This window comes from Bradyrhizobium sp. USDA 376 (genome assembly GCF_054063675.1).
In genome coordinates this window covers 6,239,455-6,266,316 of the sequence record NZ_JBSSGN010000001.1, presented here as the reverse complement: position 1 = coordinate 6,266,316, position 26,862 = coordinate 6,239,455, and the positions used below count along the sequence as shown (strand labels likewise).

General features: G+C 63.2%; 28 protein-coding genes. 18 read left to right on the top strand and 10 right to left on the bottom strand.

Annotation, left to right across the window (positions count from 1 at the left end; translation table 11 throughout):
* Window positions 1–193: 193 nt before the first annotated feature.
* From ACVJ19_RS29055 to ACVJ19_RS29040, 4 genes are all read right to left on the bottom strand, one after another.
* Window positions 194–775 carry a hypothetical protein gene (locus tag ACVJ19_RS29055; RefSeq protein ID WP_453952616.1) on the bottom strand — a complete coding sequence of 194 codons (582 nt, stop codon included), beginning with the start codon at window positions 773–775 and terminating at the stop codon, window positions 194–196.
* Window positions 776–804: 29 nt separating this feature from the next.
* Window positions 805–2,556 (bottom strand): type IV secretory system conjugative DNA transfer family protein, encoded by a 1,752-nt coding sequence (locus tag ACVJ19_RS29050; protein ID WP_453952615.1) that lies wholly within the window; start codon window positions 2,554–2,556, stop codon window positions 805–807.
* Window positions 2,549–3,178, bottom strand: coding sequence for a hypothetical protein (locus ACVJ19_RS29045; protein ID WP_453952614.1), 630 nt, complete (start codon window positions 3,176–3,178; stop codon window positions 2,549–2,551). The genes ACVJ19_RS29050 and ACVJ19_RS29045 overlap by 8 nt, the downstream gene beginning before the upstream one ends.
* A 250-nt stretch (window positions 3,179–3,428) precedes the next feature.
* Window positions 3,429–4,304, bottom strand: a complete 876-nt coding sequence (locus ACVJ19_RS29040) for a hypothetical protein (RefSeq protein WP_453952613.1) — start codon at window positions 4,302–4,304, stop codon at window positions 3,429–3,431.
* On the opposite strand from ACVJ19_RS29040, the gene tnpA reads away from it, so the two are divergent.
* From tnpA to ACVJ19_RS29020, 4 genes are read left to right on the top strand one after another with little or no spacing between them, the layout of a single operon-like run.
* Window positions 4,275–4,697 (top strand): IS66-like element accessory protein TnpA, encoded by a 423-nt coding sequence (gene tnpA / locus ACVJ19_RS29035; protein ID WP_424578819.1) that lies wholly within the window; start codon window positions 4,275–4,277, stop codon window positions 4,695–4,697. The two genes, ACVJ19_RS29040 and tnpA, sit on opposite strands and share 30 nt — an antisense overlap.
* Window positions 4,694–5,050 (top strand): IS66 family insertion sequence element accessory protein TnpB, encoded by a 357-nt coding sequence (tnpB, locus tag ACVJ19_RS29030; RefSeq protein WP_018273742.1) that lies wholly within the window; start codon window positions 4,694–4,696, stop codon window positions 5,048–5,050. Before tnpA ends, tnpB begins: the two co-directional genes overlap by 4 nt.
* Window positions 5,051–5,100: 50 nt before the next feature.
* Window positions 5,101–6,651, top strand: a complete 1,551-nt coding sequence (tnpC, locus tag ACVJ19_RS29025) for an IS66 family transposase (RefSeq protein WP_035681142.1) — start codon at window positions 5,101–5,103, stop codon at window positions 6,649–6,651.
* Complete coding sequence (locus ACVJ19_RS29020; RefSeq protein ID WP_063712394.1) at window positions 6,648–7,298, top strand: UPF0149 family protein; 651 nt, start codon at window positions 6,648–6,650, stop codon at window positions 7,296–7,298. The genes tnpC and ACVJ19_RS29020 overlap by 4 nt, the downstream gene beginning before the upstream one ends.
* On the opposite strand, the gene ACVJ19_RS29015 is transcribed toward ACVJ19_RS29020, so the two are convergent.
* Complete coding sequence (locus tag ACVJ19_RS29015) at window positions 7,282–7,560, bottom strand: hypothetical protein (RefSeq protein WP_453952612.1); 279 nt, start codon at window positions 7,558–7,560, stop codon at window positions 7,282–7,284. The genes ACVJ19_RS29020 and ACVJ19_RS29015 overlap by 17 nt on opposite strands.
* A 321-nt stretch (window positions 7,561–7,881) precedes the next feature.
* On the opposite strand from ACVJ19_RS29015, the gene istA reads away from it, so the two are divergent.
* Window positions 7,882–9,423 carry an IS21-like element ISFK1 family transposase gene (istA, locus tag ACVJ19_RS29010; RefSeq protein ID WP_060907903.1) on the top strand — a complete coding sequence of 514 codons (1,542 nt, stop codon included), beginning with the start codon at window positions 7,882–7,884 and terminating at the stop codon, window positions 9,421–9,423.
* Window positions 9,424–9,441: 18 nt separating this feature from the next.
* Window positions 9,442–10,203, top strand: coding sequence for an IS21-like element ISFK1 family helper ATPase IstB (gene istB / locus ACVJ19_RS29005; protein ID WP_011090937.1), 762 nt, complete (start codon window positions 9,442–9,444; stop codon window positions 10,201–10,203).
* A 541-nt stretch (window positions 10,204–10,744) separates the two neighbouring features.
* On the opposite strand, the gene ACVJ19_RS29000 is transcribed toward istB, so the two are convergent.
* Entirely contained in the window at window positions 10,745–11,986 is a 1,242-nt protein-coding gene (locus tag ACVJ19_RS29000; RefSeq protein WP_453952611.1) for a site-specific integrase, read from the bottom strand.
* 277 nt (window positions 11,987–12,263) lie between these two features.
* On the opposite strand from ACVJ19_RS29000, the gene ACVJ19_RS28995 reads away from it, so the two are divergent.
* The 9 genes from ACVJ19_RS28995 to ACVJ19_RS28955 all read left to right on the top strand — a co-directional run bounded on the left by ACVJ19_RS28995 (window position 12,264) and on the right by ACVJ19_RS28955 (window position 20,278).
* Window positions 12,264–13,646 (top strand): hypothetical protein, encoded by a 1,383-nt coding sequence (locus ACVJ19_RS28995; protein WP_453952610.1) that lies wholly within the window; start codon window positions 12,264–12,266, stop codon window positions 13,644–13,646.
* Window positions 13,647–13,736: 90 nt separating this feature from the next.
* Window positions 13,737–14,381 (top strand): hypothetical protein, encoded by a 645-nt coding sequence (locus tag ACVJ19_RS28990; protein ID WP_453952609.1) that lies wholly within the window; start codon window positions 13,737–13,739, stop codon window positions 14,379–14,381.
* 179 nt (window positions 14,382–14,560) lie between these two features.
* Entirely contained in the window at window positions 14,561–15,187 is a 627-nt protein-coding gene (locus ACVJ19_RS28985) for a PilZ domain-containing protein (RefSeq protein ID WP_453952608.1), read from the top strand.
* Between the two features lie 122 nt (window positions 15,188–15,309).
* Entirely contained in the window at window positions 15,310–16,308 is a 999-nt protein-coding gene (locus ACVJ19_RS28980; protein WP_453952607.1) for an acyl-CoA desaturase, read from the top strand.
* A gap of 139 nt (window positions 16,309–16,447) precedes the next feature.
* Window positions 16,448–16,690, top strand: a complete 243-nt coding sequence (locus ACVJ19_RS28975) for a hypothetical protein (protein ID WP_453952606.1) — start codon at window positions 16,448–16,450, stop codon at window positions 16,688–16,690.
* Window positions 16,691–16,791: 101 nt separating this feature from the next.
* The gene (locus ACVJ19_RS28970; RefSeq protein WP_453952605.1) at window positions 16,792–16,947 is read left to right on the top strand and encodes a hypothetical protein; all 156 of its coding nucleotides are present in this window, start codon (window positions 16,792–16,794) and stop codon (window positions 16,945–16,947) included.
* Between the two features lie 322 nt (window positions 16,948–17,269).
* A complete protein-coding gene (locus ACVJ19_RS28965) occupies window positions 17,270–18,310 on the top strand; it encodes a PrsW family glutamic-type intramembrane protease (RefSeq protein WP_453952604.1) in 1,041 nt (346 codons plus the stop codon).
* 69 nt (window positions 18,311–18,379) lie between these two features.
* Entirely contained in the window at window positions 18,380–18,958 is a 579-nt protein-coding gene (locus tag ACVJ19_RS28960) for an HdeD family acid-resistance protein (RefSeq protein WP_453952603.1), read from the top strand.
* A gap of 234 nt (window positions 18,959–19,192) precedes the next feature.
* Window positions 19,193–20,278, top strand: coding sequence for a 3-deoxy-7-phosphoheptulonate synthase (locus ACVJ19_RS28955; protein ID WP_453952602.1), 1,086 nt, complete (start codon window positions 19,193–19,195; stop codon window positions 20,276–20,278).
* 157 nt (window positions 20,279–20,435) lie between these two features.
* On the opposite strand, the gene ACVJ19_RS28950 is transcribed toward ACVJ19_RS28955, so the two are convergent.
* From ACVJ19_RS28950 to epmA, 3 genes are read right to left on the bottom strand one after another with little or no spacing between them, the layout of a single operon-like run.
* On the bottom strand, window positions 20,436–20,690 hold the full coding sequence (locus ACVJ19_RS28950) for a hypothetical protein (RefSeq protein ID WP_271581713.1): 255 nt from the start codon (window positions 20,688–20,690) through the stop codon (window positions 20,436–20,438).
* 42 nt (window positions 20,691–20,732) lie between these two features.
* A complete protein-coding gene (locus ACVJ19_RS28945) occupies window positions 20,733–21,827 on the bottom strand; it encodes a lysine-2,3-aminomutase-like protein (protein WP_453952601.1) in 1,095 nt (364 codons plus the stop codon).
* Window positions 21,824–22,876, bottom strand: a complete 1,053-nt coding sequence (gene epmA, locus ACVJ19_RS28940) for an EF-P lysine aminoacylase EpmA (RefSeq protein WP_453952600.1) — start codon at window positions 22,874–22,876, stop codon at window positions 21,824–21,826. Before epmA ends, ACVJ19_RS28945 begins: the two co-directional genes overlap by 4 nt.
* Window positions 22,877–23,038: 162 nt before the next feature.
* Here epmA and efp point away from each other — a divergent pair, with 162 nt between their 5' ends.
* The 3 genes from efp to ACVJ19_RS28925 all read left to right on the top strand — a co-directional run bounded on the left by efp (window position 23,039) and on the right by ACVJ19_RS28925 (window position 26,322).
* A complete protein-coding gene (gene efp, locus ACVJ19_RS28935) occupies window positions 23,039–23,605 on the top strand; it encodes an elongation factor P (RefSeq protein WP_212336766.1) in 567 nt (188 codons plus the stop codon).
* Between the two features lie 24 nt (window positions 23,606–23,629).
* The gene (locus ACVJ19_RS28930; RefSeq protein WP_453952599.1) at window positions 23,630–25,252 is read left to right on the top strand and encodes a M23 family peptidase; all 1,623 of its coding nucleotides are present in this window, start codon (window positions 23,630–23,632) and stop codon (window positions 25,250–25,252) included.
* Window positions 25,253–25,335: 83 nt separating this feature from the next.
* Window positions 25,336–26,322, top strand: coding sequence for a DUF808 domain-containing protein (locus ACVJ19_RS28925; protein ID WP_453952598.1), 987 nt, complete (start codon window positions 25,336–25,338; stop codon window positions 26,320–26,322).
* Between the two features lie 33 nt (window positions 26,323–26,355).
* Here ACVJ19_RS28925 and ACVJ19_RS28920 read toward each other — a convergent pair whose 3' ends face one another.
* Window positions 26,356–26,859 (bottom strand): cupin domain-containing protein, encoded by a 504-nt coding sequence (locus ACVJ19_RS28920; RefSeq protein WP_453952597.1) that lies wholly within the window; start codon window positions 26,857–26,859, stop codon window positions 26,356–26,358.
* Window positions 26,860–26,862 lie beyond the last annotated feature (3 nt).

The following is a 26,862-nucleotide window of genomic DNA, read 5'->3' as shown; positions in this document are numbered from 1 at the left end:
GTGCCAGACGCTCCCCTTTCCTCAAGTCCACAGACGAAACGTGTTAAGCGGTCCTTGCGCGGCGCAGTCACTCCTGGTGCCCGGCCGGCACACAAGCCGGCCTCGGAAGTTAGACCAGTAGGCGCGCGTTCGGAACGCATCCAATCGTCTCTCGGGGATCACCTCCCACATTATTGTTTCGAGCACAGTGTTCCTAGCTTCTAGGGATGCACCAGGTGCATCGCGCGAAATTGTTAGCCTGCCAGAAATCGAAAAGCTCTTGCGCAAGGTTGATCAATTGAGCGCGTCGCGACCGGATCTTCCGATACGTGACGATCCCATGCTGCTGAAAAAGCGTTCTCACGGTCGAAGAGGCGCGCTCGCCTCCTGCCGAAAGCTCACTCATGAGCGCATGGGCATTTGGCAGTCCAATCTTTCCAACGAGAGAGATGCAGTCGTTGGCCGCTCGGTCCCCGTTAACGAAAAACGGAGCATCGCTGCGGCGCAGATAGGATTCGTCATAAAGAGCGAGTTCAGCGCAGTAACCTCCGAAGCAAAAATCGATAATTCCGGTCTTGTCCAAACCTACGAGTTCAATGGCGCCTCCCGCGTGCTCCGCCATCCGCAACCCAAATGGACCCGGCACGAGCGCGGGCATCAGGACTGGGAGGTCGCGACCGAGGAGATTTGCCATAAGAACATGACCAGCTTCGTGGAGGGGCACAACCACGCGAATGTCGCGCTGCAGTGCCTTGGCACGCTCTTCGTTGGCCGCTGCTGCGATGTTTTTGATCAATTGGAAACTCTCCTCTCTGGGGATGGCTGCTAACCGTAATCAGCGCGCTTAATCTTCGCGCGCGCGATTTTTTCGGGATGGTCCTTGTTAAAAACAATCGCCTCTCCAACCCCCAAATGCTTGATCTCATCAGGGTGAACTTTGAAACTGTGCGCCGATCTTGCCGATGCAGATCCGGTCATGACGTGATTCACGATCTGAGCGGTGAAATCGACAGCCTGTACGGTGCCGATAATGCCAGCTGCGAATTCTGCGTCTCCAGGGTCGGTAAGTTCGTGAATGATAAAGGTGTTCACGCTGCCAACGATTTGAGGCAAGAAGGATTCCGAAACAGCGGACACATCGCTAAGCGATTGCGTTGCGAGGATTGCGCAACCTCGAAATGACCGCCCCATATTGACGAGATTTAAAATGTGGGCGTTGTTGGCGCCGAGCGCCGTGAATTCATCGAAGATCATCAGCCATGGCGTGTTGGCGTCTGAAAGAGTTGCACGCAAATCTCCGATGACAAGACTAGCGAGTCGTGCTGCTGCATCTGGCGAAGGCAACGTGGGCAGCCCTATATACGCGATCGCCTTGCTTTCGCGGGCATCCCTCAGCCGCAACACCGGTCGCCCGGCAGTCTTCGCCGCCCGAAGATCAAAGCACTCCCCAAAGCCGCTATCAGTCAGAAGTGATATCTCAGCCTGCAGGCTATCGATTGCGGCGCTCTCGTTTGCTCGTCGCTGCTGAATCTCGCAGGCGAGAGCTCGATAGCCACCCTTCTTGCCGTTGATTCGCCGAGCGAGTGCAAGCATCGATCGGACGGACAGGTTTCGAGTCATTTGATGCAAGTCGGGCTGGATGCCGGCGTATTTCAGAGTTTTGCAGACCGTCAGCGCGTGCGCGCCCGCTAATGACTTGTAATGATCTTCGGTCCATTTGGGGCGAAGTGCGATCACCATGTCGGTACAGGTGGTAGCGGTCTTGTGGGCGAATGCATCGTACGCACAGGACATCTGCGGTTGCATCGCATCGAGCGAATAGAACTGCCGGCCATTTGCCGCAGCCAGCCTCAGCAGAGCGTCACGGACGTCCGCATCGCCCTTGCCGTTGACGTAGACAATCGGGAGGCCGTTGGCGGCGCAGCTTGCGGCGATTCTGAGGACACTTTCAGTTTTTCCGCGGCCCGGCCGGCCGACCACCAGAACGGTTCTGGTAAGCGCGTCGAAGCTGATCTGAACACGGCGTCCGGTGTCGATATCGGCTCCGATCGTGATCGCCTTGCTACGCCGGCGGCTGTCGAATAAGCCGGCAAGCACGAGCCAAGTCCTGAACCTCGCCCATGGTGTCGGCCGGTGGCGCCGGCCTCGACCAGTGACCTGCGTCTCCGGCGAATTCCGGTGGTCTTCCCTCAAGAACAGGAAGCCGCCACCACCCAACAGACCGATCCACGACGTGACCTTCCAAGCGGTCGGGTCGACGATCGCGCCAAACCAATCCTGGGCGATCAGACTGAGTGAATTCGGCTGGCCGAGATCACTCCAGAACAGGCGCACCGGAGCCGTAAGATAAGCGGCCGTCTGACCGGTCTCGTACGTGATCCATCCGCTCACCGGGGCAAGCGCGAGCGCCGCGAATGCGGTCGCCCGCCCTCCGAACAAGTATCCCGCCGCAAGCACCAGCCCAACGACAGCGAACGGCACGGGACCGACGAACAGAACACCCACCGCGACCAGGATGGTCCCGATCAGGAGGCTGATGTGATCGTCAGGCGAACTGAAGGGCTTGGAGCTATTCATTGCCCCCTCCAGAGGTCATCCGGCGCTTCAAGATGTGGATATGCAGGTAGTCGATCCCCTGCGCGAAACGGGCGACGTAGTCGGCCATTTTCTGATCCGGGACCAAATATATTAACCGGTCGTACCGCTGCTCAGCGGCGTACTCGTCAAAGATCCCCCTCATGCGCTCAGGGGCCTTCTGAGTCAGCTCCAGCTCGATCGCGATCTGGTGCCGGTTTGCGGCCACAACGACTCCGTCTGGTGCGTGGCGCCGCGACTTTCCATCCAGCGCCCAGTTCATCCGCAGCCGGCGCTCGGGCACGAAAATGCCGCCAAACCGCTTGAGCAGACTGCGCTCCAGAGAGGCCACCAGCGAATCATGTCGCCATGTTCCAGCCCGAAGCCCTTGCAAGGGCTGCAGCGGATCGCCGATCAGTTCGCACCCCGCTTTGGTCGCAGCAATCGGACGAACTCTGAGCACTGGATCGCTGAGGCGTCTGACGAGAGCAGCCTTTTCCAGTACCCGAATCCGACGAGCCACCGTCGACTCATCGATGCCTTCGTAATCCGCAATATTTTGAATGGTCACCGCCCCAAACCCGTTTACCCGCCAGATCCACTTTTCGTCTCGCTCCGTCAGCATCGGGCACCCCCATCCCCGCGCCGATTCCGCATGAGAGCCGCACCCGACCCCATGATGTCGTAGACGGCATGGGGTCGGGGGCGCGAAAGGCGGCTAAGCGGCGGCGTTATCGGCGGAAAATCGGCGCGAGGTGCCCACCCGTGGTGGGCAGGGTGCGGGGCAGATCGGGGGGCAGCTGCGCGACGGGGGCAGCATGCGCCTGCGCTGGTCAGCGACGCTGCGAGCAACAAGACGGGGGCAAGGACGACCATTAGCCACGCTCCCCCTCGTACTTCGAACCGACGGGGGCGCCCATCAAAGCCAGCAGACGTGCTTCGCGGGCCGCGGACCGCTCACGCTCGTCGGCCAGCTCGCGCTCATACTCAGCGCGGATAGCAGCCCGCTCCGCTTCGTGGCGCCCATTCATATCCAAGATGAAGAGATCCTGGCGGGCGACCTGGCCGACAAGGACGTTGACCCTGTCGCTCAGACGCACGTTCTCGGTGTGAAGCTCGGCGCTGCGGGCTGCTGCCTCCTCGAGGCCCTTGCACTCCTCGTGGAGCCGGGAAACCTCGGCAGATTGATTTACCGCGGCCGCCTTCAGAATCTCAACCTGCGCCTCTGCGGAGGCCAACCGGACGTGATCGAGCTCCCGGACGTGCGCGGCCTGAGCCACGGCGGCGTCGCGCTCGGCTTCGACAACAGCCAGCGTGGCCCGCAGCTCCTCTGAATTCGAGTGATTCAGCCAGGATTCGTCCCCGGCGCCCGAGGCGGCCGCTTCCAGGTCGGCGATGCGCTCCTGGTCGGCGCGATGCTGCGTATCAAAGCTAGCCTCCTGATCCTTCAGGACCATCTGGAAGCGGCGCGTGATGTCGGCGCTCTCCGCCGCGCCCGCCTCGACAACGATATTGGAGGCCTCTTCCAGAGCCTTCGCAACTGCGTCAAAAGCCGCCTGAACGGCCGGAGGAAGAGGGGACGAATTCGCCCCTTGGCGCTCGACCTTCGTCTTCTGGTGAGGCTGATCGCTTGATAGCGGTACGACGACCCCACCTCGTTTAGGTGGACGGGATGAGCGAGACTCGCGCGTGGATTTGACAACGCGAGGGACGCTCGTTCCATGCATCAAGACAGACATCAAGACGGGCATGATGCCGCCTCCTATCAGCGGATCGAGGTGATCACAGGGGAGAGGCGACGGCGCAGTTGGAGCGATGCGGAGAAGGCGCGGATCGTGGCCGAGAGTGCCGATCCGGAGACGAGCATTTCCGAGGTGGCTCGACGCAACGGGGTGAACCGGGGACTGCTCAGTGTGTGGCGGCGCCAGGCGCGGCTCGCGTCGAGCGAAGCGCCGCAGTTCGTGCAAGTCAGGCTCCAGGCCGCCGTCGAGGCGCAGCCGAACGCGATCGATAAGGCGCATGTTCTGACGGATCCGGCCGAGCGGATCGAGGTGATGATCGCGGGCGCGACGGTGCGCGTGCCCGTCGGCGTCGACGCCGCGACGCTGGAGCGCGTGCTGGCGGCGGTGAGATCGACGCGATGATCTCTTTCGGTCCAATGGTCCGTGTGTTCGTCGCGACGCAGCCGATTGACTTTCGTAAAGGCGTTCATGGCCTTGTCGCGCTGGTAGCGGAGGGATTAGGCGGCAAGCCCTACAGCGGTGACGTTTATGTCTTCCGATCGAAGCGATCGGATCGTTTGAAGCTACTGGTTTTTGACGGCTCGGGAATGGTTCTAGCGACGAAGTGGCTGGAGAATGGGGGCTTTGCCTGGCCACCTGTTCGCGAGGGTACGATGCCGGTGACGGGGGCGCAACTGGCGATGCTGATTGAAGGTCTTGCGGAGTGGTCGCGTGTGGTCCCGAAGGTGACGAAGCGGCCGACGAAGGTTGCCTGAAGCGTCTTGTTTTGCTGGCGATTGCGAGTGCGTTCGTGTAGCTCTGCGATATGGCGCTTCGCCCCGAAGATCTCCCCTCTGACCCTGCGGCTCTTGCCGAGATGGTGCTGGCTTTCGAAGGCGAGAACGATGATCTGCGCGCAGAGATCGCCACGTTGAAGAGCCTGATCTTCGGCGCACGATCGGAGCGCGCGGCGATCGTCTGCGCCGAACAGATCGCGTTTGATCTGGAACGGACCGCCGGCTCACAGCTCCCGGCCAATGACGACAAACCGGACGCGCCGCGGCCGGAGCGGCGCAAAGCGAAGCGCAACATCGGCGCGCTGCCGGCGCATCTGCCTCGGGTCGAGCGGGTGATCGAGCCGGCGTCCACGCTGTGCCCGTGCTGCACGGGTCAGATGCATCGGATCGGCGAGGAGAGCAGCGAAGCGCTCGATCGGGTTCCCGCGTGGCTGCGCGTGCTCCGCACGATCCGTCCAAAATACGCCTGCCGCTCCTGTGAGGGCCCGATTGTCCAGGCCCCGGCACCGGCGCGGCTCGTCGAGGGCGGCATGGCAACGACGGCGCTGATCGCGCATATCGCCGCGGCCAAATATGCCTGGCAATCGACGCTCTATCGCCAGACGCAGATCCTGGCGGGTCAGGGTGTCGTCGTCGACCGTCAGACGCTGGCGCGCTGGATGGGGAGCGCGGCGTGGCTGGTCAGGGGCCTCTACGATCTGCAACTGAAGACTATGCACGGCTTCGAGCGGCTGTTCTGCGACGAGACGCCGATGCCAGTGCTCGATCCGGGACGCGGCCGCACGAGGATCTGCCAGTTCTGGGCGCACGCGACGGACGATCGGGCGTGGAAGGGGCCGGCGCCGCCGGCGGTCGCCTACGTGTTCGCAGGTGGTCGCGGCAAAAAGGAGATCGTGGCGCAGTTAGCCGGCTTCGAAGGCGTGCTGCAAGTCGACGGCTATGCCGCCTACGCCTCGCTGGCGGGCGATGCGATGATGTCGGGCCAGATCCAGCTGGCGTATTGTCTCGTTCACGCGCGCCGCAACTTCGTGAGGGTGCACAAGACGACGAACTCACCCTTCGCCGCGGAGGTCATCGAGCGCATTGCGGCCGTCTACGCGATCGAGGAGAGGATCCGCGGTCTCGATGCTGGGGAACGCCGCGCGACGCGACAGGCCGAGACGAAGCCGCTGATGGAGGCGTTGAGGGCCCGTCTGATCGCGGTGAAGGACGGGATCTCCCGCCGCTCGACGCTCATCAAGGCGATCGACTACATGCTCGAACGCTGGCAGGGCCTGACGACGTTCCTGGATGACGGGCGGCTCGAGCCGGACACCAACACGGTCGAACGATCGATCAGGCCAATTGCGATCGGAAAAAAGAACTCGTTGTTCAGTGGTGACGAAGGCGGGGGCGAGACCTGGGCGATACTCGCTTCGCTTCTTAACACAGCGAAATTGAATGGCCTCGACCCCGAGGCGTATCTCGTCGACGTTCTCGATCGCATGGTGAGCGGCGCCACGAAGACCAACCAGCTTCACGAACTTCTGGCCTGGAACTGGAAGGCCGCACGCGAAGCCGAAAAGCGGGCCGTGGCATGACGAAGCCGAAGCAAGGGCGGGGAACGCGAAAAGCACGCAAGACGACGATGGCGGACTATGCCATGTCGTTCGAACGGCTCGGGCAATGGATCAGCAAGCGCGCCAGGTCGCCGACGCTTCGGCATCCGCGGGCGACGTCGCTCTCCATGCTCGATGGCGCGGTGGCCGCGGTCGTCGCCGGGCCGGTCTCGATGGCGTCCGAGGAATGGGTGTGCCCGCTCCTCGGCGTAGATCCCGACGCCTTCAATCACGACACCGAGGAGTTCTCGGCAATCGCCGCCACGCTGATGCGCCACAACGCTATCAGCGAGACGCTGTCGACGAGACCGGAGAGCTTCGAGCCGCTGTTCGTGCGATCACCGGACGGCGAAGTCGACCCGCAGCCCTGGTGCATGGGCTTCTACGCCGTCATGAAGCTTCGGCTTCTCGTCTGGTCGCGGCTTCTCCCCCCGAATGGAACCGAACACCTTATGCTGCGGCCGATCTTGGTCCATTGCATCGACGACGCCGGTCGACCCTTGCTACCCCCGGCCCGGCGCACGCTGGGAACGCAGCCCATCATCCAAAACGCCTGGCGCAACATTCCAGCAACCGTCGAGGCCCTCCGGCAGTTCTGGATGCCTATACGCTTCAAGCGCGGTGCGTAGGCCGTCCGCACCAAGTCCGTGGCTCCGTGGGCCTCTCGTACCGTTTACGATCGCTTTCCAGTGGCTCAATGAGCTTCATGGCTTGCACAGCCATGCTGATCGACTTGGTGCGAGCGGCCTCTGCGACCGCCTGGCGCGAGATATGGACGTCGGGCCCGAGCTTTTGGCGGAGCTCGCGGTACGCATTCCAATATCGGTCGAACGTGGCGCGCCGTTCGGGTGGCATTTTCGCCACTTCGTTCAGCGCTTCTTCCTTCGTCATCGGTAGGCTCCCTTCCGGTACTTCCGGTAGGGATGAGCTACCGGAAGGCCTTCGGAAGGGCCGGCAAAGGCGCACGCTTCCGCGACGCCAAAGGCACAAGGTGGACATGAAAGCAGGATGGGTACGGGCGTCGAGCGGTCATCCAAACTGCGCGTTTCGCGGGATCGTGAGCGCGGATTTCAGGGGATCGTGAGCAGAGATTTCAGACGATCGTGAGCAACGATTTCGCGGGATCGTGAGCAAGGCTTTCGGAGCCTTGCAGCGCTTCGGCCGACAACTCAACCGGCTTAGGGATGACCTCGTGGTTAACGAGGAAGTCCAATGCCTACCCAGAGATTGTCGATGCGCCGGATCAAGGAAGTCCTTCGGTTAAAACATTTTCAAGGCCTGCCAGAGCGGGCCATCGCGCGGAGCGTGGGCGTCAGCAACGGCGTTGTGCACAGCTACCTGAGCCGCGCCCGCTCTGCTGGGTTGAGCTGGCCGCTTCCGGAGGGAATGACCGATGAAGACCTGGAGCTTTTGCTTTTCCCGGCCCCACGACCAGCGTCTCAGAGCCCGCAGCGGCCGGTGCCCGACTGGAGCTACATCGATAAAGAGCTCCGCCGGCGCAACGTAACCCGTCGCCTGCTCTGGGAGGAGTATCGCGCCGTTAATCCCGACGGTTTCGGGTACACGTGGTTCTGCACTACCTACGAGGCCTGGAAGGGGCGGGTCCGACCTTCGATGCGGCAGATTCATCTGGGCGGCGAGAAGGTGTTCGTGGATTTCGCCGGCGACACCATCGACATCGTCGATCCCCTGACCGGGGAAGTGCAGCCGATGAAGCTGTTCGTCGCGGCGATGGGCGCTTCGAACTACACCTACGCCGAGGCCTGCCCCAGCGAGAGCTTGGCCGACTGGATCCGGGCCCACGTCAACTTGTTCACGTTTTTGAGCGGAACGCCGACGTTCGTGGTCTGCGACAACCTCAAAGCCGCCGTCAGCAACCCCGACCGCTACGATCCCGGCCTCAATCGCACTTATGCCGAGATGGCGAGCCATTACGGCACGGCCATTCTCGCCGCACGGCCGCGGCGCCCAAAAGACAAGGCGAAGGTCGAGGTCGCGGTGCAAATCGCCCAGCGCTGGATTCTGGCCCGGCTGCGCAATCAGCGCTTCTTTTCCCGGGCCGAGCTCAACGCCGCCATCAAGACACTCGTCGACGAACTCAATGCTCGTCAAATGCGTGGCTTCGGCTCAAGCCGCGCCGAACTGTTTGCCGAACTCGACAAACCCAAGCTAACCCCGCTGCCAGATCAGCCTTATGCCTTCGCACGCTGGAAGCGCTGCCGCCTCGCTCCCGATTATCATGTCGAGGTCGACGGCCATTGGTACTCCGCGCCGTATCGTCTGATTGGCGAGCTGGTCGATGCCCGTATCGACGATCGGACGGTCGAGATCTTCCACAAGGGCCAGCGGATCGCCAGCCATGCCCGCGCGCCCAACCGACGCGGACACACCACCATCGCCGACCACATGCCCAGCGCCCATCGCCGCTACGGCAAATGGACCCCCGCCGCGGTGATCGCCGCCGGCGAGCGGATCGGTCCTTCGACAGCAGCGTTTTTCCAGGCCGTGATCGACGCCCGGCCCCATCCAGAACAAGGCTTTCGAACCTGCCTTGGCATTCTGGCGCTCGTCAAAAGCTACGGCGCCGAACGCCTCGACGCAGCCTGCCGGAGGGGCATCCTCATCAAGGCGCGCTCCGTCGCCTCGATTAGATCGATCCTCCAGAACGGCCTCGATCGCACGTTCTTCGACGAATCTTTCGAGCACCAGCCCCTGCGCCACGGCAACATCCGCGGACGCGACTACTTCCACTGAAGCAAGGAGAGACCCGGCATGCTTAACCACCCAACCCACGAACGGCTGATCGAGCTTGGCCTGACCGGAATGGCCAAGGCCTTCGAGGAGCAGCGCCGATCGCCCGATCTCGAAGCCCTGCCGTTCGAAGATCGCATCGGCCTGTTGGTCGACCGCGAAGCCGCCGAACGCGACACCAGGCGGCTCACCACGCGCCTCAAGATCGCCGCACTGCGCCAGACTGCTTGCGTCGAGGACGTCGATCTGCGCACCCCGCGGGGCATCGACCGCGCCGTTTTCGCCAAACTCGTCGAAGGTCGCTGGATCGATCGCCACGAGAATTTGCTCGTCACCGGGGCAACCGGCCTGGGCAAAAGTTGGTTAGCCTGCGCGCTCGGCCACAAGGCCTGCCGCGACAACCGATCAGTCCTCTATCATCGCGTTCCAAGGCTGTTCGAGGCGCTCGCGCTCGCGCGCGGAGACGGACGTTACGCTCGGCTCCTCAAAAGCCTCGGCCGCGCTCAGCTTCTGATTTTGGATGATTGGGGACTATCGGTGCTCACCGCCGCGGAACGCCGCGATCTGCTCGAAATCCTCGAGGACCGCCATGGCCGCGCATCCACCATCGTCACAAGTCAGCTCCCCGTGGACACCTGGCATGGAGCCATTGGGGACCCCACGGTCGCCGACGCCATTCTCGATCGCCTCGTCCACAACGCCCACCGCCTCCAGCTCACCGGAGAAAGCATGCGAAAACGCAGCGCCAAAACCATCACCCTTGACGGCCAACCAGAACACTGACTCTATCTCCCATCGGCCGTAGCGGGCTGCTCACGATCGTCTGAATTCAGTGCTCACGATCGCGCGAAATCGATGCTCACGATCCGTGAAATCCGCATCCAAACGACACACCACGGACGCCAAGCGGCGCCTCTGGTTTGTCTCTGAGAACCGAGCGGCCATTGTTGGGCCGGTCGACACCAAACGCGGCTCACATGGGCCGCGCCCCCCTCGGGGCTAAGGCTTTTTGCGCCCTCCCGCAAACGCGGAAGGATCACCCGGCAAGGGTCGGCTCCCCGCCTACATGGGACAGATACCCTCTCGTGATATCTACCCACCGTCTGAAATCTTCCTGATCCCCGGTCATATCCGGTTCAGCGAGACTAACTGGGCGATACCGATGCGCCGCAACCAGTCTCCCGCAATTGCGGAGAAATCACCTCAAAAGTGGGCCCCATTGCTCAGAAAAGCAAGGGCAAGCGTTCGACAACGTAAACGACTGTTAACCGCGTACTGACGCAGTGTGCCCTCTTCCGGATAAGAGACCCGTTTTAATGCACACTCAGAAACCTATTTTGTCTATCCAACGCTTCAGTTTGACTACTGGAAATCCTGCGCCGTAGCCGTCAGCTACCGTTTTTTTCTCGTGACCTAGCAAGGCCCAGCGGATGTCTTGCGGGCAACCCGTCGCTCTCAGGCGGTCTTGGGCACGATGGCGTAACGAATGGACGACTTTCTGCGGTTCGCCAATTCCAATATCGTTCAAAAACCGATTTAGCCGCTTCGAAGCCGCGCTAACGCTCCCCTTGAACAGGGGTCGTCGGATTTGCGCGGGAAGATAGGGCAAAAGTTGCGTTGGAAAAGGAACCCGGCGCTTCGATTGGTCGGTTTTCGTTCCCACAATTACGTAGCGGGAGCTTCCCTCGATGAGATCGTGATCAATCTCGAAAGGCTCTGCGAGCCGCATTCCCGTCGTTGCAAGCATCCTGATTAGCAACTGGTCGTGCGTACTTAACAGCGACAAATTTCGACGGATCAAATGAATATCTTCATCCGAAAGCGGGTATCGTTGTGATGCATCGTCAACCTTGGCAACCACTTTCGAGAACGGGTTGAATTTGAGCTTGCCCTCTTCAATGGCGAGATTAACAGCCGCATTCAGCCACCCGATTTTTTTCGTAACCGTTGCTGACTTCAGGCCCTTACTCATCAGGTGCTTCGCAAGCATCCGACCGTGGTCGCGCGTCGCATCCTTGAGTGCAGTGTTTGCGGAGAGCTCTTTATAAAGCTCCCATGTAGCTCGAGCTTCTTTCGCGTTGTAGCCCGTTACATTGGCGTGGCTTAGATATATCTCCAAGAGACCGTCATCGCTGTTGTCCGGTCGGCGGAGTCTCTCCTCTCTGCTCACTGCCGCCTTTTGCTGCTTAAGTGGAGGAAGCGCGAAGTACACAGTTCCGTTCGGGGCGGTCTTTGTAATGGAGCCTTGGTCATCGAGATAAATAAGCTCCTTATCTGTGGCGATGATTCGCTCGCCGGAAGGTCCGAGGTGTTGCCGACCAGGCTCGTATTTGGGTCGGAAAGCGAAATCGAAATCCTTTTTCTTCTGTACCTGCATCAATGCCAGCTTGTGCTGCTGAATGTAGCTTAGAGCTAAAATTTCCGCTTTTGCACGGTCGGGGGTCCCAAGCGATTTCTCCAGCCTTTTGCGACCCATCTGCTCCGCTGCTGCCCCTGTATACTGAAGCTTGAGATGCCAATTGCGGGAGCCTTTACGGAGAAACAGGTAGTCGATCTTTCGCGCCATGAATGGTTCCTCCCGGGGCCAACTAGCGGCGCAATTTAGCGGCGTTCTTTAGCGGCACCAATAGCGGCAATCAGAACATAGTAAATTCAACTAGTTAAATAGATTTTTGCTTTATAGCCTTCCTTCCGCTAGGGAGCGCCACGTCCCATCCCCACCATCGCTCCGCCTTGCGAGCGCCACTTGCGGCCAAGCGCAGTTGCGGTCCGTGCGCCGTCCGCCCCCGATCACGTCTCCTTTACCCCACGTTTCGTGTCGGACTTGATTCGCGGTCTGGTTGATGATCGACTATGCGACATTGAGGGTCGCCAAGCTTGCCTTTAGCTCCTTGTCGTCACCGGCAATGTCGCATCACGCCGCCAGATTCTTGTTCTATTTCATTGGGTATGTGTCGATCGCGATCACAGCCGGCGGCAGCGCACATGCATCCCAGTTCGAAAAGCACGGCGGCGGTGAGCCTGCCTTTCAGGGAACGCTGGACTTCCTGAAATCCCGACCTTGCAAGATGAGGCGCTGCGGCACCGGCACCACGATCGCGGCAGCTCCGAAGACTGACGCACGGCAACGTCGACGCTATGCCCGGACCGTCACCGCCCATGGCTCGTGCCGACCACTCAAACGGATCCACGCCAAGCCTCCGCGCGGCGAACCGTGCGCCCAGTCCCCGCCGAAATCCGATCCGGCCCCCTCGATATTGATCGTCGTGATCGCGCCGCAGTCCGAGGACGGGTCGGGCAAGGCTTCCGAGCCCGGCCGAGAGGGCCAACCCGGCCGGGATGGCCAGGACGGCAAACCTGGTCGCGACGGCAAGGACGGTCAGCCCGGCCGCGACGGGAAAGACGGCGAGCCTGGTCGCGACGGCAAAGACGGCAAACCCGGTCGAGACGGCCGCGACGGCGAGGCCGGTCGAGACGGCCAAGTCAGCCGAAACGGTTCGAACACTCAACCCGTCACAAGGGCTCGAGACGGCAAGGACGGTCGCGATGGCAGGGACGGTCGAGATGGCAAAAACGGTCGTGACGGGAAAGACGGGAAAGACGGCAAACCCGGCCGAGACGGCAAGGACGGCCAAGCCAAATGCGTCCCCCTGACAATCAAAGAGGATTGCACCACGACACCAGCGGCGTGCCCGAAGCTCACGACGACGTGCGCGACGCCAACATCGACCGAAACACCCACGACCGAGACGCCCGACCAGCCTGAGCCCCCATCAACTACCAAAGAGGATTCCTCCATGATTTCTGAGCCCAATCTCCTCGCAGTAGGAGCACTGGCCGCGGGCATCTTGTTCGTTGGCCTCTTTATCCTTTTGAAAATATTGAAAAGCGATCAGGAGAAGCACTCGAACATCTGGGGCGAGAGGCTAGGTCAATACACGCTTCAGATACTCGGGCTGACCTTCATACTCCCCACGATTCTGATCATCGCGGTGGCGACCAAATTGAACGCCGAAGCCGTAACAGCACTTCTTGGATCGATCATCGGGTATATATTTGGATCGTCCCGATCCGACTCCGTGCCATCTGTATTGTCCGAGACGCAAGCGCGGAGTACTGCGCCGGCGGCGCTGGCATCACCCGCAGCACCGGCCGCTCCGGCACCCGAGACTTCAACCACGCCGCCGAATACGCCCCCTGCCGGCGGCGCGTCCACGGGTTCGTGAGTCGCGCCGAGCGGCGAAATCGGCAGCCGCGGCATGAACCTCCCCGCCCCCGACCTTCGACCAATCCTCGATTGGAACCGGTGCAGGCCCATGGAGCAGCGCAAATCCCCCTCGGACAGCCGGCCCGGCGTTGCCGCGCAACCGCCGTCCTGGATGCACCGCGCCACGCCATACGCGCCGGAGCGCCGCGCCAAAATGCTCGAGCACATGGCGCGCGCCAGATCGCAGCCGCAGCGCCAGGCCGCACCGAAGCCATCGCGCGCGAACGGCATTGAGATCCTCAGCGACATCATCGGCCACATCGTCCTGTTCGGCCTCATCGCCATCCTCTTCATGTCGCGCATTCCTCTCTATGTCGGCGCCTTCCTGTTCTTCACCGACGGCGAGCGGATCGAACGCATGCTCGCGGCGACCGGCATCCGGTTCGAGCCCGGTGCGATCGGGCCCGATATCGTCAAGGGCTTTGCGACCTGGTTTGGATGGTTCGCGCTGCTCGGCGCACTGAAAGGCTCGGTCCCCGCCTTGGTCGCGCGATGGATGCCCCCGGCCGAGTCATGGTCGGTCATCGCCGGCATCGCTCTTCTGTTCGCCTGCCTCGAAGTGTTCGGGTCGTTCGCGATCCGGCGCGCACTCGCTTGGTTCGGATTGGAGCACCCGTCGGATGGTCTGATCTGGACGACGATCAAATTCCTGATCGGCCTCGGCCTGCTGGTTCTGGTGGTGCTGCTCGGATAGATGCCGCAGCCGTTGCTTCTGCCGCGCTCGGCAATGACGATGTTGTGAGAGCATCACGGTGCACCACGCTCCGTGCGTTTACCGGAAATTTACCCCTGCTCCTGATCGACGGTATCATTTGCTTAGAATTTGACGGCTACCGTTGATTTACGGAAATCATCCGCAACCGATTGGCGTTCATGTCCGTCGCAGAGTTCCTCAGGCAGCGTGCAGTGGAAGTCACCGTGAGCGGCAGCTACTCGCTGCCGCGCTGGTACGATTGCGAGGGCCAGCTGCGCACCTTCGCCTGCCGGACCAAGCGCGTCTCGCCGTTCCGCATGATCGTGGACGTGCCCGTCGTCGGCAAGGTCGGCGAGCGCGTGACCTCCTATTTCCAGGATTTCGGCGAATTCCAGTGCACCATCAGCGCGACGCTGAAGGCGGGCTTCCTGATGGAGCTCGAGATGACGCGGGCGCGGCGGGCCTGGATGTCGGAAAAGCTGACCTGGCTCGAGAAGAAGCAGAAGGACGCCAGCGTCCAGGAGCTGCGGCATGACGCCCGCTTCGTTCCGCAGGTCTCGCACACGCTGCTGACGCTCGCCGACGGCAGCATCCATCCCTGCTTCATCATCGACGTCTCCACGGCCGGCGTCGCCATATCGTGCGAATACGACCCGCCGGTCGGAACCGCGCTTGCGGTCGGCGCCTGTGTCGGGCGCGTCATCCGCAAATTCGACAACGGCTTTGCGGTCAAGTTCGCCGATAAGCAGTCGCGGGACGACCTCGTTCGCCTGATCGTTCGCTCGCCCCTGGCGCAGTCAGCCTGATACCGGCCGGGCCGATCTTAACTCTTTTTTAACTAAACGCTGGAGGCGAAGGCCCCTGCGCGATAGGGTGTGACCGAATACGTCCGCAATCAGTGCGGGCCTTAAGTATTGGAACTCCCGGAATGTCCATCGCCGAGGCCGCCCCGGCTGAAATCGCAAAAGCCACCATCACCGCGGCGGGGCCGCAGCTTCCGCCCGGCGTCGTGACCGAGGGTCCGCTGGTCCAGGCCAAGCTGCGCGAGAGCTATCTCCTGCTCGGCATCCTCTATGTCGGCGCGGTCGCGGGCATCGTGTGGGCCATCACGCAGGGCGTCGGCAAGGTCGAGCTGTTTACGTTCGCCTGGATGTTCGCGCTGACGACCTTCGGCATCGGCGCCGGCATGCACCGCCTGTTCGTCCATCGCAGCTTCCGCACCGGCCCGATCATGCGCGTCTTCTTCTGCGCGATCGCCCAGATGGCGGTGCAGGGCTCGATCGCCAAATGGGTCGCCAACCACCGCCGCCATCATCTCTATGCCGACGACGTCGGCGATCCCCACAGCCCGCAATTCGACGGCTTCGGCAATCGCTATGTCAGCGCGCTCAAGGGCTTCCTGCATGCCCAGGGCAGCTGGGTGTTCGACCAGGCGACCACCGACAACGAGTACTATGCCAAGGACATCCTCGCCGATCCCATCGCGATGTTCTTCGTGCGCACCCGCTGGGTCTGGTACGGGATGTCGGCTGTCTTCATCCCCGCCGTGATCGGCTACACCTTCGGCGGCGTTCACACCATGATCGGCTGCGTGCTGTTCTCCGGCCTGCTCCGCGCCTATCTGCTGATCCTCACCAGCCAGCTCACCGGCTCGGTCTGCCACGCCTACGGCTATCGCCGCTTCGAGGTCGATGACGCCTCGACCAACGAGTTCGTGACCACGATCCTCACCTTCGGCGAGGGTCTGCACAACAACCATCACCGCTTCCCGCGGGACGCCTATATCTCGCACGCCTGGTGGGAGATCGATCTCAACGGCCTGATCATCCTGGGCCTGGAAAAGATCGGCCTCGTCCACGACGTCTTCCATGCCTCGCACCGTCAGCTGGAGCGGGCCGAAGCACAGGCGGCCTCGACGGCGCGCTGAACCGGCAGGCGGCGGCCGCGCGCTGCGGCCGTTTTGCCTCCGCATCGCCGCCCTATCGCGGCCCCATTGCGGGATCAGCTTTTGACGGTCCGAGCCTCGTGCCGGACGTCAATTTGCGGACTTGCGATCGGGGGACCGGATGCCAGTCAACAAGATCACCTGGGACAGGGTCGGCCGGGTTACCGAGCCCGGCCGCTACATGTACACGTTCGGCTGGCTCACCATCACGGCCGGCGATCTCGAGATCTGGAAGCAATACCCCAACGCCGCTTTCACGCTGCTCGCGCATCCTGCCGAGCCGGACGCGTTTATCGGCGAGGAGTTCCATCTCGGAGCCTTCGACATCGCCCCCGAAGGGCCGCCGCCGTTCACCGCGCACTGAGGCTGGGGAACCCGGGCTCCAGCCACTTTGCGAAAGGCCCGGCTGCACACAGCGCAGGTCAATGCGGGAACGCATGGCATGCGCGTTGCTTAATCTGCGCCATGATACACATCCCAGCCGTCGACCAGGCCTTCCTGCTGCTGCTCATCGTCTTCTGCCTCGGCACGTGCCTCGTGCGCGCCTTCTGGGAGCTGGAGCAGGTGCGGGCCCGTCGGATCGCATCGCTACCACGCGGCCGCACGACGAAGCGGGGTTAGGCCGCTTCCTTGTCCGTGCCTTGCGGAATGGACGCCGCGTCCCTCTGGACTCGGCGTCAGGGCACGTGCATCGTGAATCGAAGAAACATGCGCACTCCCTTGATCTGACTGGCCAATCCGCGCCCCGGCCGCGAGGCGCCGCCGTTGCCATTGATGGCGAAGTGGTTCTGTCATGCAATTGATTGCGCTCGTGTTCTACACGTGGCGGCCCTGATGAACGGCGGCTATCACGCTTGTTAAGCGAGGCGACAGCAAGCGCATGACACATGGTCGCATCGGGAGACGTAGATAAGCGAACCAAGGGAACCTATTTTCGGCGCCGATGTACCTGATTGAAGCGTTACCCACTGTCATCGGAACTGCCGCCATCGCTCCCGCGCTGCTGATGCTGTGGCTCGTCATTGCCGCCGAAGAACGCCCGGGGCCGCCGGCTCAGGTCTGGACTGCGTTCCTGCTAGGTGCGGCCAGCATTTCGCTGCTGGGCCTCGCCCGCGCCCCCTTCGCCAAGATGGTTGCAGCCCCCGACAATCCCTGGGCCGCGCTGGTCATGCATTCGGTGTTCGGGGTCGCGCTGCCCGAGGAAGCCGTCAAGGTGATCGCCATCGTGCTGGTCTCCTCGACCAAGCGGCGGACCTTTGCCAATCCGATGGACACCGTGGTTTATGGCGCCGCGGTCGGCCTCGGCTTCGCCGCCTACGAGAACCTCGCCTATCTGGTCCAGCATGCCGAGATGTGGCGCTCGCTGGCCGCCCTGCGCAGCGTGCTGACGGTGCCGTTCCACGGCGCGCTCGGCATCATCGCCGGCGCTTACCTGACCATCGCGCGGGCCGGCACCGCGCTGGGCGCGAACCGTCACCACCGCGACTGGGCCCGCTTGTCCAGCCGCCTCTTGATCTTCGCCGGCCCGCTCGCGCTGCATTCGGCTTTCGACTTCCCGTTGCTGACCTTGCAGAGAATGCCGGATCTCGATCCGACTCTTCGGATGTGGCTGGGAGGCGCGAGCCTCCTGATCGGCTTCAGCTCGATCGCCTTCGCCATCCGCCTCGTCCGGCGCGTCGCGCGCCACCACGCGCCCCGCACCGACGTCGCGCGGGAGCGGCTCAGCCAGTTGCGGCGGATGTGGGCGCTGCTGCTCGCCGGTGGCGGCGTCGGCTTCCTCGGCCTCGCCTTCGTGCTAACCTCGATCCATCACTGGCTGATCAACCCCGAGCGCAATCTGACGCTGGCGCTGATCCCGATCGGCTTCGTCTCGATCCTGCTCGGCCTTGCACTTCTGATCGTCACGATCGCGATCTACATTCTTGGCCGCAACCGCGTTCGTACCAGTGGCGAAGGTTTTTCGTCTGCGCACGGCGGCGGTTGACGCACGGGTTGGCGAGCGCGCTGCGCACCGGGTAGATTGGACGCATCGGCTGCCAATTTGGGGGTCACCATGACATCGCCCGAGGATTTTTCACGGCTGCAATCCGCGATGAGCCAAGCGGTGAAGGCGCATTGGAAGGCCTTCCTGTTCGAAGGCATCCTGCTCGCCGCGCTCGGCATCGCCGCGCTGATCGTGCCGCCGCTCGCGAGCCTTGCGACCGCGATCTTTCTCGGCTGGGTATTTTTGATCAGCGGCATCGGCGGCCTGATCGTGACGTATTGGGCGCGCAGCACGCCAGGCTTTTGGTGGTCGCTGATCTCGGCCGCGCTCGCCTGCCTCGCCGGCATGCTGCTGCTGGCCCGGCCGATGCAGGCCGTGCTGACGCTGACCATCGTGCTCGGCGCCTATTTCCTCGCCGAGGGCGTCGCCACGATCATGTACGCACTGGAGCACCGCCGCGAGCTCAGCGGCCGCTGGTCGTGGCTCCTGATCTCGGGCCTCGTCGACATCGCGATCTCCTTCATGGTGATCACGGGGCTGCCGAGCTCGGCGGAATGGGCGATCGGGGTCCTCGTCGGTATCAACCTGCTGTTCGGCGGCGCCACCCTGATCGGCGTGGCACTGGCGGGGCGCAAGAGCAACACCTGAGACGCCTCGTCGCCCCCGATGCCGTTTTGGGGGGTGACAACCCGCCGGCGGCACGCTATATGGCCAGCCATGATCACCGTCGCCACCAGCTATTTTTGGTACTTTAGCAACGACAGCTTGCTGGCGGCAGGAGGATCGCGCTCAATCTAAGACATTGCAGCAAACGTCCGAACAGCCGCCAGACCTGGCGGCTTTTTTATTGGCCGGCAGGTTCTAAACAGACAGGAGCCCGCCGTGCTGAGCACGACAGACGATCTTCGTATCCGCGAACTGAAAGAGCTGAGCACGCCGGATGAGGTGATGCGGGAAGTCCCGCGCACGCTCACGGCGACCCGTGTGGTCATGGCGGCGCGCAACGCCATCCATGCCATCCTCACCGGCCAGGACGACCGCCTGCTGGTCGTGGTCGGCCCCTGCTCGGTCCATGATCCAAAGGCCGCGCTCGATTATGCCGAGCACCTGGCAAAGCTGCGCGAGGACCTCGCCGACCAGCTCGAGATCGTGATGCGGGTCTATTTCGAGAAGCCGCGCACCACCGTCGGCTGGAAGGGCCTGATCAACGATCCCGATCTCGACGGCAGCTTCGACATCAACAAGGGCCTGCGGCTGGCGCGCAACGTGCTCTCGGCGGTCAACAATCTCGGCCTGCCCGCCGGCGCCGAATTCCTCGATATGACGACGCCGCAATACATCGCCGACCTCGTGTCCTGGGCCGCGATCGGCGCGCGCACGACCGAGAGCCAGATCCACCGCGAGCTGGCTTCCGGGCTGTCCTGCCCGGTCGGCTTCAAGAACGGCACCGATGGCAATGTTCGCATTGCCGCCGATGCGGTGAAATCAGCCTCGCATCCGCATCATTTCATGGCCGTCACGAAACTCGGCCGCTCGGCGATCGCCTCGACCGCCGGCAACGAGGACTGCCACATCATCCTGCGCGGCGGCAGCAAGCCGAACTTTGACGCGGCAAGCGTTGCGGCGGCCTGCAACGAGCTGGCGAAATCCGGCGTCGCGCCGCTGGTGATGGTGGATGCGAGCCACGCCAATTCGAGCAAGAAGCCGGAGAACCAGCCGCTGGTGATGGCCGACATCGCCGGCCAGATTTCCGGCGGCGAGAACCGCATCATGGGCGTGATGATCGAGAGCAATCTCGTCGCCGGCCGCCAGGACGTGGTGCCGGGCAAGCCGCTCACCTACGGCCAGAGCATCACGGATGGCTGCATCGACTGGGCGACCACGGCAACCGTGCTCGAGCAGCTCGCCGACGCGGTCGAAATCCGCCGCAACACCCAGCGCGCAGGGTTGCACGAGCGGTCGGCCTGAGGCGAAACCCATGCGGGCGGGGCGATGCTGTTCGCGCCCTGCCCGCTGTTATTTTCTGAGCATGATCTCCGCGCAAACGCGTTCCGCGTTTGTCGCACGGGAAAACCGCTTCACACTTTGCGCTAACGCGGCACTTCGGGTCCGGATCATGCTCCGATCAGCAGCCGCGGCAGATGCTCTTGATCTTCTTGTCGAGCAGAGCGTCTTCCTTGTTCACGGGATTGTTCGGATCGCTCAGGTTCTTCTCGCTCGGCACATCACTGGCGCGCGGCTGGCGATGACCGACGGGCGCCGGCAACACCGTTCCGGAGGACGCGCCGCTTGATGTCGATCCCTTGGAGCCGCCGGTCTGTGCGACCGCCGCGCCGCCGAGCAAGACCACGAGCGATGCTGCCAGCATGATCTTCTTCATGTCCGTTCCTCCATTCTCAACGAGCGCTCCCACCATCACCGCTCAGGTCTCGGGCGGATAGAGATGAACCTCGCCGCAATAGTCGACGATACGATAGCGTGTTTCGGCTTCCGCATCACGTGCGTCGGGTGCGGTATTTTGTGCCGCCAACACGTAATTCGGCCCGACCGGCGACTTGCCGGCGCCGCCGGGAATATCGATGACATAGTCAGGCTGACACAGTCCTGACACCCGTCCGCGCAGTTGCCGCATCAACTCCTGTCCTTCCGCCAGCGTCGTGCGCAGATGCGCAGTGCCCGGCGCCAGATCGCCGTGATGCAGATAATAGGGCTTGATCCGGCATTCGACGAAAGCTCGCATCAAATCCGACAAAGCGGCCAGGTTGTCGTTGACGCCGCGCAACAGCACGGACTGGCTGACCATGGGAATTCCGGCATCGACGAGCCGCGCGCAGGCGGCGCGGGCACCTTCCGTGAGCTCGCGCGCATGATTGGCATGCAGCGCAACCCAGGTGGTCGCGCCCGGAACCTTCAGCGCCGCGACCATCTCATCGCTGACGCGCGCGGGATCGGCGACCGGCACGCGGGTGTGAAGGCGGATGATCTTGACGTGATCGATTGCAGCGAGATCGGCCATGATCTCGCTCATGCGACGCGGCGACAGCATCAGCGGATCGCCGCCGGTCAGGATCACCTCCCAGATCTCGCTGTGCGCACGGATGTAGTCAATCGCGGCGCGATAGGCGCTGTCGGAGAGCGCATTCTCCTTGCCGGGCCCAACCATCTCGCGGCGGAAGCAGAAGCGGCAATAGACCGCGCAGACGTGAACCAGCTTGAACAGCACGCGATCGGGATAGCGATGCACGATGCCGGGAACCGGCGAATAGGGATGATCGCCGATCGGATCGGCGTTCTCGCCGGGCTGCATCTCCAGTTCCGCGGCGGTCGGAACGAATTGCCGCGCGATGGGATCGTCGGGATCGGAGCTGTCGATCAATTCGACCAGCGCCGGCGTGATCGCAACCGCATAGCGCGCGGCGACGCGCTCGAGCGCAGGCAGCGCCGCGGCAGGAGCAAGCTGCTCGGCCACGAGCTCGGCTGGCTCGCGCAGGGTGCGTGCAAGATTGGTCTTCGTCATGTCTCACCCGCAGGCGGCGTCCACACCACCTGATCAATCCGTGTTGCGCCGCTCGCCAGCATCACCAGCCGGTCGAAGCCGAGTGCGACGCCGCTTGCTTCCGGCATCTCGGCGACCGCGGCGAGAAAATCCTCGTCGAGCGGATAGGCCTCGCCGTAGCGGCGCTGCTTCTCCGCCATCGAGTCCGTGAAGCGGCGGCGCTGCTCCTCGGCATCGGTCAGTTCGCCAAAACCGTTGGCGAGCTCGACGCCGCAAGCATAGACCTCGAACCGCTCGGCGACCCTGGCATCGTCTGCCTTCACCCGCGCCAGCGCCGCCTCTGGAGATGGGTATTCGAACAGGATGGTCAAACGTCCCTGCCCCAGATGCGGCTCAACGTGCTCGACCAGGACCTTGCTGAAAATGTCGGACCAGGTGTCGTCCCCGGCGACGCGGACCTTGCCGGCGGCCATCTGGGCGAGCGCGGCACGGTTACCCTCGCCGCCCGAGATTGTCGACAGCAGATCGATTCCCGCGAACCGCTCGAAGGCACCGGCGACCGTCAGAAGCTCCGGCTCGGCGAAGGGGTCGGCAGTCCGCCCCCGGAACGCGAAAGTCGCGATCCCGGTCGCCTGCGCCGCACGGGCGATGACGGCGACGGTATCGGCCATGATGGCGTCATAGGGGGCGCTGGCCCGGTACCATTCCAGCATGGTGAATTCGGGCAGATGCAGGTCGCCGCGCTCGCGGTCGCGGAACACCCGGGCGAACTCGAAGATTCGGGGCTCTCCGGCCGCCAGAAGCTTCTTGCAGGCGAATTCCGGCGAGGTCCGCAAGTATCGGCTGGCCCGGCTGCCGTTGGGCCGCATGATCTCGGTCCGGGGGGCGTGCAGATGGGTCTCATTGCCCGGCGAGACCTGGAGGACGGAGGTTTCGACCTCGATAAACCCCTGCTCGGCGAAAAAGCCCCGTAAAGCCCCGGTCACGGCACCCCTGGCCTGGAGGAACGGCCGCCGGTCGAGGTGCCGCGAAGGCGACCAGAACGGTGAAATCGGCTTGTCCCCAGTCATTAACCGACCGCTCCCCGGCCCAGCAAAATGCTGGCATCCAACGGCAAAATCAGTATGTTGCGCCCCGAAACGGGCGCTGAGGTCCGATTTGAGACCCCGAGTCCCCCCGAGATTTGACCACGTCCTGGCCGGAGCCGGGCCAAGCAAGCAGGAAATACAGCTCTGAGAGTCATCGCCAGTTCTATTCGCAAGGGCAACGTGATCGAGCAAGACGGCAAGCTTTATGTCGTCGTGAGCGCCGAGAACATCCATCCCGGCAAGGGCACCCCGGTCAGCCAGATCGAAATGCGCCGAATCTCGGACGGGGTAAAGATCTCTGAACGCTACAAGACCACCGACCAGGTCGAGAAGGCCACGATCGAAGAGCGCAACTACACCTTCCTGTATGAAGATGGCGACGGCTTCCACTTCATGAACCCCGAGACCTACGATCAGGTCCAGGTTTCCAAGGACGTCGTCGGCGACGCAGCCGCGTATCTTCAACCGGACATGACCGTCAAGCTGTCAACCCACGATGTCAACGTGGTCTCGCTCGCGCTGCCGCAACGCGTGACGCTGGAAGTGGTCGAGACCGAGCCGGTGACCAAGGGCCAGACCGCCTCGTCCTCCTACAAGCCCGCGGTGCTTTCGAACGGCATCCGCACCGCCGTGCCGCCGCACATCTCGGTCGGCACCCGCATCGTGGTGATGACCGAAGACGGCTCCTACTCCGAGCGCGCCAAGGACTAAGCGAGCAATCGAGGAACGAGACAGGTGCCGCCGGGGGGCGAGACAGTGGTTGGGAAGAGTTTCCGCTTCGTCTCGCTCCTCGTGGCGTCGCTGTCGCTCCTCATTGCCACACCGCTGGCCGCGGACGAGTTCCGCAGCCCCTCACTCACGGCCCTGCGCGTCGATTGGCGCGCAGCGCTCGACCAGCTTCGCGCCGAGATCAACAGCCACCCCCAGATCGCCGGCGATTTCATCTTCGTCCCCCGCCGTTCGGTGCCGCGGTACGATCCGCGCGCAACGCCGGCCCTGGTGCAGCTCAACGGGGTCTCCTCGCAATTCTTCACCGGCATTGCCCGCAGCGCCGTGCCCGTGCTGCTGCCCTTCGATGCTGGCGCCTATCTCGAGGCCCGGCGCAGTGGCGCGCCGTCGAGCCTGTCGCTGTCGCGCTACCAAGCCGATTTCAATCCCGTCGACATGTTCGATGCCGGTCCCGCCGGTTACAGCGCGACCTTTTCGCTCGAGCCCGGCGCCGGCGACGGCATGCCCTCGCGTATCTTCGCAAGACCGGTCGAGGTGCAGATCACCGGCTCGGCGCTGCTCTATGACATCGCCGATCCCTCCGGCGGCAAGGGCGAGCCGATCAAGCCGCTCGCGGCGACCTATCCGGACCTGCGCCGGTTCATCCGCGAAGGTTACGTCCGCTACGCCTTCACGCGCTTCGGCGTCGCCTATGTGGTCTCGGTCCAGTGTCTCGACAGCGTCGCAAAACCGCGGCGGCTCGCCTGCAAGGAGGCCTATCCAGTTGCCGAGCGCTTCCTGAAGGCCCTGCGCGTCGCGGGCGGCCAGCGCATGCGGCCGCTGACCGACATTGCCTCCAATGTGCTCGATCGTCCCGCGACGCGCTCACCCGATTTCAGCTATCGTCCGAGCGGCGACATCATCCCCAACACCGGCTACCGCAACAAGAGCGGCCATCCCGACGTGATCGCCTATGCGCAGATCCGCTTTCCGCTGGAGAAGGCGCCCGCTTTCGTGCGCTCGCAGTCCTACGCCAGGCGCGACAGGAACGACGGTCCGACCGCCTATCCCTGGCGCGACAATTTCTGCGAGTCCCGCAGCTTCGAAGTCTGGCAATGCGCCGGCGGTTACGGCCACCAGGGCGAGGACATCCGTGCGGCCGAGTGCCCACCGCCCGGCGAAGGCCGCGAACCCTGCGATCGCAAGCAGCGCGCCGTCGTCGCGGTGCGCGACGCCGTCGTGGTCCGCGCCTCCAAGGACCAGGCCGCGACGCTTCAGGTCAACAGCCGGAACGAGCACATCCGCTTCCGCTACATGCACATGAATCCGCAGGCGATGAATGCCGATGGCCTGCTCAACGGCCGCATCGTCGCCGAAGGCGAGAAGATCGGCGTGGTCTCGAATTATCTCGACCATCCTGCCGGCACGTCGATGCACCTGCATTTCGACGTCCAGGTGTTCACCCGCGACGGCTGGATCTGGGTCAGCCCCTACGTCACGCTCGTTTCGGCCTACGAGCGCCTGATACGCGCCCGCGGCCGCGAGGTCGGCCCGGAGATCGCCGTCACGGCCCAGCCAGTGGCCCATGCGCTGCCGGAGGACGTGATCAAGCCGGACCTGCGCGAGGGATCGAGCAGCGAGGAGAACTGAGCGGCTCGCTCGTTCCATGCCGGGCGGTGCATGAGCGTGTTGTCGCGCACACCGCCGGCTCGCACGAAGAAGGGTTAGCATTGATGAGTGTCGGACTGCTCGGTCTTCTCGACGACATCGCGGCGATTGCAAAGGTGGCAGCAGCCTCGCTCGATGATGTGGCCAGTCAGGCTGCCAAAGCGGGCACAAAGGCGGCAGGCGTCGTCATCGATGACGCTGCCGTAACGCCGAACTACGTCATCGGTTTTGCCTCCAAGCGCGAACTGCCGATCGTCGGCAAGATTGCGGTCGGATCGCTGCGCAACAAGTTACTTATTCTGCTGCCCGTTGCGCTGCTGCTTGGTTATTTCCTTCCTGCCGCGGTCACGCCGCTGCTCATGCTGGGCGGAGCCTTTCTCTGCTACGAGGGCGCCGAGAAAGTGCTCGAAGCGGTGATGCCGCATCATGCGCACGACCACGAAGCTCAGCTCCAGCCGATTGCGTTGAATGCCCAATCGGTCGAGGACGAGAAGGTCGCGAGCGCCATCAAGACAGATTTCATTCTGTCGGCGGAGATCATGGCGATCACGCTGGCCGCCCTCCCGGCGGGTAGCATCTGGACGCAGGCGCTGGTGCTGGCGCTGGTCGGTTTCTGCATCACTGCCGGGGTCTATGGCGTGGTAGCCCTGATCGTGAAGGCGGACGATGTCGGCGTAACCCTTGCGCGCTATGACGGCGCCTCAGTCGTTGGCGGCGCGATCCGCTTGCTTGGACGTAGCCTCGTCCGCGGCATGCCAACCTTCCTGGCAGTGCTGAGCACCATCGGCACCGCCGCCATGATCTGGGTCGGCGGCGGCATTATCCTGCATGGCATCGAAAAATATGGCCCGCCCGCGATCGGCCGCACGGTCCATGCCGCAACCGAGACTGCCGCAGACGTCCTTCCATCCGTTGCCGGCATCATCGCATGGTCGGTCGAGGCAGCCATCTCAGGCGCACTTGGACTGCTTGTCGGCGCGCTTGCGATTCCGGCAGTCGAATACGCTCTCTCACCGGCATGGAAACGATTGAGGCGATCGCAGACGGACTGAAGCGGCCGAAGCCGACGAGCCGCGCTCCACAGATCACTCCAAGAACGTCGTGAGCTGCGCGCCCTCGTCCGCGACGAAGACCGCGATCAATTCCGCCGGCTCCGTGGCGCTTGCATTCGCGGACACCAGATGCGTCGAGCCCGGCGGCTCGAAGAACGACTGGCCGACACCAAACGTTTCGACCGGACCACCGCCGAGCTGAGAGCGGATCTCGCCCTTGGTGACGTAGGCGGTCACCGAGCCGGCATGGCGATGCGGCCGCGAGAACCCGCCGGGACCGTAGAAGACGCGCACGATCGTGACGCGCTTGCCCGGCACGTTCGGCAAGGCGTAAGAGCCGATCGGCTCGACCTTGTCGAGCGGCGAGCTCTCGGCCGCGGTGGCGCAGAGCGGCGCCAGCGCGCCGGAGACCGTGTCGATCGTCACCGGCAGCGCCTTGCCGAGCGCGAACGCGCAGGCGAGTCCCGCGACGACGGCGAGCACCGCCGGACGTGACGGCGCCGGACGTTGCACGGCAGAAAAGCTTATGGCTGTCATCGT

Bases quoted from the DNA above. Each gene is read 5' to 3' on its own strand.
- ACVJ19_RS29050 (WP_453952615.1), bottom strand. From the start codon at position 2,556: ATGAATAGCTCCAAGCCCTTCAGTTCGCCTGACGATCACATCAGCCTC.
- ACVJ19_RS29045 (WP_453952614.1), bottom strand. From the start codon at position 3,178: ATGCTGACGGAGCGAGACGAAAAGTGGATCTGGCGGGTAAACGGGTTT.
- tnpA (WP_424578819.1), top strand. From the start codon at position 4,275: ATGCATCAAGACAGACATCAAGACGGGCATGATGCCGCCTCCTATCAG.
- ACVJ19_RS29040 (WP_453952613.1), bottom strand. From the start codon at position 4,304: ATGCCCGTCTTGATGTCTGTCTTGATGCATGGAACGAGCGTCCCTCGC.
- tnpB (WP_018273742.1), top strand. From the start codon at position 4,694: ATGATCTCTTTCGGTCCAATGGTCCGTGTGTTCGTCGCGACGCAGCCG.
- tnpC (WP_035681142.1), top strand. From the start codon at position 5,101: ATGGCGCTTCGCCCCGAAGATCTCCCCTCTGACCCTGCGGCTCTTGCC.
- ACVJ19_RS29020 (WP_063712394.1), top strand. From the start codon at position 6,648: ATGACGAAGCCGAAGCAAGGGCGGGGAACGCGAAAAGCACGCAAGACG.
- ACVJ19_RS29015 (WP_453952612.1), bottom strand. From the start codon at position 7,560: ATGACGAAGGAAGAAGCGCTGAACGAAGTGGCGAAAATGCCACCCGAA.
- istA (WP_060907903.1), top strand. From the start codon at position 7,882: ATGCCTACCCAGAGATTGTCGATGCGCCGGATCAAGGAAGTCCTTCGG.
- istB (WP_011090937.1), top strand. From the start codon at position 9,442: ATGCTTAACCACCCAACCCACGAACGGCTGATCGAGCTTGGCCTGACC.
- ACVJ19_RS29000 (WP_453952611.1), bottom strand. From the start codon at position 11,986: ATGGCGCGAAAGATCGACTACCTGTTTCTCCGTAAAGGCTCCCGCAAT.
- ACVJ19_RS28995 (WP_453952610.1), top strand. From the start codon at position 12,264: ATGATCGACTATGCGACATTGAGGGTCGCCAAGCTTGCCTTTAGCTCC.
- ACVJ19_RS28990 (WP_453952609.1), top strand. From the start codon at position 13,737: ATGGAGCAGCGCAAATCCCCCTCGGACAGCCGGCCCGGCGTTGCCGCG.
- ACVJ19_RS28985 (WP_453952608.1), top strand. From the start codon at position 14,561: ATGTCCGTCGCAGAGTTCCTCAGGCAGCGTGCAGTGGAAGTCACCGTG.
- ACVJ19_RS28980 (WP_453952607.1), top strand. From the start codon at position 15,310: ATGTCCATCGCCGAGGCCGCCCCGGCTGAAATCGCAAAAGCCACCATC.
- ACVJ19_RS28975 (WP_453952606.1), top strand. From the start codon at position 16,448: ATGCCAGTCAACAAGATCACCTGGGACAGGGTCGGCCGGGTTACCGAG.
- ACVJ19_RS28970 (WP_453952605.1), top strand. From the start codon at position 16,792: ATGATACACATCCCAGCCGTCGACCAGGCCTTCCTGCTGCTGCTCATC.
- ACVJ19_RS28965 (WP_453952604.1), top strand. From the start codon at position 17,270: ATGTACCTGATTGAAGCGTTACCCACTGTCATCGGAACTGCCGCCATC.
- ACVJ19_RS28960 (WP_453952603.1), top strand. From the start codon at position 18,380: ATGACATCGCCCGAGGATTTTTCACGGCTGCAATCCGCGATGAGCCAA.
- ACVJ19_RS28950 (WP_271581713.1), bottom strand. From the start codon at position 20,690: ATGAAGAAGATCATGCTGGCAGCATCGCTCGTGGTCTTGCTCGGCGGC.
- ACVJ19_RS28945 (WP_453952601.1), bottom strand. From the start codon at position 21,827: ATGACGAAGACCAATCTTGCACGCACCCTGCGCGAGCCAGCCGAGCTC.
- epmA (WP_453952600.1), bottom strand. From the start codon at position 22,876: ATGACTGGGGACAAGCCGATTTCACCGTTCTGGTCGCCTTCGCGGCAC.
- ACVJ19_RS28925 (WP_453952598.1), top strand. From the start codon at position 25,336: ATGAGTGTCGGACTGCTCGGTCTTCTCGACGACATCGCGGCGATTGCA.
- ACVJ19_RS28920 (WP_453952597.1), bottom strand. From the start codon at position 26,859: ATGACAGCCATAAGCTTTTCTGCCGTGCAACGTCCGGCGCCGTCACGT.